The 3,406-nt window shown below is 75.8% G+C and carries 3 protein-coding genes; all 3 read left to right on the top strand.

Annotation, left to right across the window (positions count from 1 at the left end):
• Window positions 1–425 (top strand): CU044_2847 family protein (locus GT045_RS39870; protein ID WP_237538728.1); only part of this gene is annotated, 425 nt, incomplete at its 5' end.
• Window positions 426–429: 4 nt separating this feature from the next.
• Window positions 430–2,604 carry a trypsin-like peptidase domain-containing protein gene (locus GT045_RS19930; RefSeq protein ID WP_161334971.1) on the top strand — a complete coding sequence of 725 codons (2,175 nt, stop codon included), beginning with the start codon at window positions 430–432 and terminating at the stop codon, window positions 2,602–2,604.
• Window positions 2,605–2,642: 38 nt separating this feature from the next.
• Window positions 2,643–3,406, top strand: a 764-nt coding sequence (locus tag GT045_RS19925; protein WP_345942697.1) for a MoxR family ATPase, incomplete at its 3' end; no start/stop codon positions are given.

Here is a 3,406-nt window from a genome sequence, read left to right as displayed (position 1 = left end):
GCCGCGCGGCTCGGGCCCTGACCCGGGGCGGCGAGGCCCTCACCGAGGCGTTGCGCCCGCTGGGGGGCGTACTCGGCGGGATCCACCGCAGCTTCTCGGGATTCGCCCAGCGTCCCGACGAGGTCACCGTGGAGTTCGGTGTCACGCTCGGCAGCGATCTGAGCCTCGGTGTCTTCTCGGGAAGCGGCGAGGCGAGCTTCACCGTCTCCGCCACCTGGAACCTGGCGGGCGACACCGGCCCGGCCACCACACCCGACCCCGCCGCCCCGGTCCTCGGCGCCGCGGCCGGTTCCCGTCCCGCGTCCGGCCCCGCCGCCCCGGTCAGCGGCGTCACGGCCGGTTCCCCTCCCGGGTCCGGCCCCGCCCCGACCGACGGCGTCACGGCCGGTTCCCGTCCCGCGTCCGGCCCGGCGCACGGCTTCTGACGCCATGCGGCCGCAGGTGAATCCCGCTTCGGCGGACGCCCCCCTGCACCGGGCGTTCGTGTCCGTCCTGGGGCCGGCCGGCCCGGTCGGCGCCGCCGTACTGATCACCCCGAGGCTGGTGCTGACCTGCGCCCACGTCGTCAACAGCGCGCGGGGGCGGGACCGTTTCGACACGGCCCTGCCGTCCCGCGCCGAACCGGTCGCGCTCCGGCTGCCCCACGTCGACCGGGAACGCGTGCTGGCCGGCCGCGCCGTGCCGGAGATGTGGCGGCCCCCGCGCGCCCGTCCCGAGCCCGGCCGCCTCCTGCCGCCGGCCGCCGGCTCGCTGCCGTACTACGGCGACCTCGTGGTGCTCGAACTCGACGCCGACGCCCCGCCGGGCGCCGAGCCCGCCCCCTTCCTCCCGCACCGGGACGGCAACGAGGTCGTCGCCCTCTGGGCCAGCGGCCACACCCTGCCCACCCTGCGCGCGGTCCCCCGCGTCTCCGCGCACCCCTGGACCGCCCTCGACGTCCTCGGCGGAACGGTGGCGGACGGCTTCAGCGGCGGCCCCCTGTGGGACCGGGACCGCCAGGCCGTCGTCGGAATCGTGGTCGCCGCCCATGAGGGTGCCGGACGCCCCGAGGCGCCCGCCCCGACGGCGGACGGCCAGGGTCCGCCCGCGGCCGTGTACGCGATCGGCCTGTCCTCCATCGAGGCGGAGCTGCCGGACCTGCCGCCCGTGGCGGTGCCCGCGGCGGGCCGCGGGCGCCAGCAACTCCTCTCCGCGCTGGAGCAGTTGCTGACCAGCAGACAGGACGTCCGGGACTGCGAGGAGCGACTGGCCGCGCGGCTCGGCCGGCGGTCGGCGGGAGCGGCGGCCGACGTCGAACGGCTCGTGGGGCTGGCCGTCGGAGTCCGCCGGGGCGTCCCGGAACTGCTCGACATCGTCTACGACCACCTCGCCGAGCGCCGGCCCGGCGGCCCTGCGGAGACGGCCGACTGGCAGCGGATCCTGCGCATCGCCCGCGTCGTCAGCCCGCGTGAGCGCCTCGCCGTCGGCCGACGGCGCAACCTCACCGCCCTGCTCGCCCATTGCCGTACCGTCGACCCCGGCAGGCTGCTGCGCACCGTGCTGCCCTACGCGGACGGCACACCGCTCCCCGTCGACCTCGCCGACGCCGCCGACGTGCTGGAGGGGTACGACCCGCATCCCGGGCAGCCGATGCCTCCCCTGCTGCAGGGCGTCGTCCGCATCGGTGTCCACGAGCGTGCCGCGGGCGGGGAGGTGGCCGACGACCTGGACGCCTGGGTACGCAGCACGGCGCCCCGGCTGGGAGTGGCCCCGGCCGCCGTCGACCAGTTCCGGGCCGACGCCACCGCCGTGCACACCACGGCGGCGGCCGCGTCCCGGCACCCCGCCGCCCCGCCCCGGGTGCAGGTGGAACTCCTGCCCGCGCCGCCCGGCAACCTGTTCACCTACCAGATCTGGGTGTGGAGCGGTGACGGCCGCCACGAGGTCGTACTGACGCAGGACACCGAGGTCGCCAGCGATCGCGTCGTGGAGGCGATCCGGCTGGTCCTGCGGACCGAGGTGCGCGAGCACCCCGAGACCGCGCTCCTGGAGTTCTTCGTCTCGCCCGCCTGGCTGCGCCTGGACGTGGACGCCTGGGCGTTCCCCGGCGACGGTGACGACGGCGGCTTCTACCCGGGGATCACCCGCCGTGTGGTGCTGCGCAGTTCGGAGCGGACACGGGAGACGTACGCGTCGTGGAAGCGCCGCAGCAGCGCGCTGCCGACCTCGCCCCGGCTCCTCCTCGACGAGCGCTGCACGGATCCGGCCGTCGTCCGTGCCCGGCTGGAGGTGAGCCCGGAGGCGGGGATCGTCGTGGTCAGCTGCGACCGGCAGCAGCAGGGACGCGTGCTGCGCCAGTGTCTGGAGGCCGGAGTGCACACGGTGCTCTGGCACCGCGAGGACCACGGCGGGCGGCTCTCCGCGGCTCTGCTGGCACTGGTCGAGGGCGTGGACCACACGCTGATTCCCGAAGTGGTGCGGCTGGAGCGGGCCAAGGCCATGGCCGATCCGGACTGTCCCACCCACCACGGCCGTCGGCTGTCACTGCTGCACGACGGCCCCGACCACAGACCGCCGCCCCTCGCGCCCGACCCGTGGGCCCTGACCCAGCCGTCCCGGTCGTGAATCCGACCCGACCCCGCCCCGACGAGGAGACCGTGCCCGTGTCGCACCCGCCCTCCACCGAATCCGGCGACACCGGCCCCGCTCCCGAGAGCTGGTGGGTGTTCCGCGGCACGGCGGAGCTGCCCGACCCGCCGCCGTGGCGCCGCTTCCCCGCCTCACGCCGGCACCCGCGGGCCCAGCACCACCTGATGAGCGCCGACGAGATCGCGGTGGTCAACGCCGCACTCCACCTGCGCCGTCCGCTCCTCGTCACCGGTCGGCCCGGCACCGGCAAGAGTTCACTGGCACGCGCCGTCGCCGAGGACCTCGGCCTCGGCGACGTCCTGCGCTGGTCCGTCAACAGCCGCTCCACCCTGGCGGACGCGCTCTACCGGTACGACGCCGTGGGCCGCCTGCGCGAGGCGTCCCTCCAGCGTGAGCGCGAGGCGCTGCGCGGCCCGGCGCGCAGGCTCCGCAGGCGCGCCGGGCACGGCTCGGACATCGGCAACTACCTGCGCCTCGGTCCGCTCGGCACCGCGCTCGCCGCCACCGACCGGCCCCGTGTCCTGCTGATCGACGAGATCGACAAGTCCGACATCGACCTGCCCAACGATCTCCTGGTGGTTCTGGAGGAGGGCGAGTTCGAGATCCCGGAGCTGTCCCGGCTGCCCGAGCACCAGCAGACCGCCGACGTCCTCGTCACCGGCGGCAGGGAACGCGTCCGCGTGCAGCGCGGTCTCGTCTCCTGCGCCCACTTCCCGGTCGTGGTGATGACCAGCAACGGCGAGCGGGAGTTCCCGCCCGCCTTCCTGCGCCGCTGCGT

The organism is Streptomyces sp. SID486 (genome assembly GCF_009865385.1).
In the GTDB taxonomy this organism is placed as follows: Bacteria; Actinomycetota; Actinomycetes; order Streptomycetales; family Streptomycetaceae; genus Streptomyces.
Note: the sequence above shows the minus strand (reverse complement) of the source record. Positions and strands in the feature narration are given on the sequence as shown.

What these genes read in the sequence shown, in the direction of transcription:
- GT045_RS19930 (WP_161334971.1), top strand. Translation starts at nt 430, where the DNA reads ATGCGGCCGCAGGTGAATCCCGCTTCGGCGGACGCCCCCCTGCACCGG.